The sequence below is a fragment of the Xenorhabdus santafensis genome, assembly GCF_033949405.1.
GTDB lineage: Bacteria > Pseudomonadota > Gammaproteobacteria > Enterobacterales > Enterobacteriaceae > Xenorhabdus > Xenorhabdus santafensis.
The window spans coordinates 1-813 of sequence record NZ_VCDN01000225.1 but is presented as its reverse complement, the minus strand read 5'-3'; the positions used below and the strand labels follow the sequence as shown (position 1 = coordinate 813).

Here is an 813-nt window from a genome sequence, read left to right as displayed (position 1 = left end):
CGGATGCCAAAGGCGGCGACAACCATTTTATGTGGAATGGTCAGGGGCAGTTAATCAGCCATACCGATTGTTCGGGGCAAAGAAGCACATGGGGCTATGATGATGAAAATCGGCTGAGCCGTTTTATCAATGCCCTGATGGAAAGCGTCCGTTATCACTATAACGATGCCGGACAGCTCTCAAGGGTGACTTACCCGGATGGCTCGACAGAGCAAATGGTGTGGGACAATGCCGGTCGGCTGACGCATCACCAGCGCAATGAAAACGCCGGCCGTGGCTGGGAATATAATGCACTGGGGCAGGTGGTGTGTGCCACTGACCGTCTGCAACGCCAAATCCGTTATCATTACAATCCCGAAGGCTATCTGATACAGATTGAAAACGCCCATGGCGGCCGCTATCAGCTGAACCGTGATGCAGAAGGGCGTTTGATTGAAGAAATCCGCCCTGACGATACCCTTATCCAGTATGAATACAATGCTGCCGGTTTGTTGCGTGTTGAAAAACGCCTGGGTGATCGGGTATTCCGGCAACCTGTCCGCGCGGTTTACCTGCATTACGATGCTGCGGGCAACCTGATTAAACGGGAAACTGGCACCGACAATTACCAGTACCGGTGGGATAAAATGGATCGGTTACTGGCCGCCTCCCGTGAACCGAATGCCACCGGAAAACAACTGGGATTATTGCCGAATACAGTCAGCTTTGCCTACGATGCACTAGGGCGGGTGATCCAGGAACAGAGCGGCGAGGATATTCTCCAGTTCAGTTACGACGAAATGGATAACCTGACCGAACTGACCCTGCCACAAG

General features: G+C 52.8%; 1 pseudogene. It reads left to right on the top strand.

The features are described 5' to 3' along the window. Positions 1 to 813, top strand: a pseudogene (locus tag FE392_RS22365) (type IV secretion protein Rhs); the annotation flags it as partial.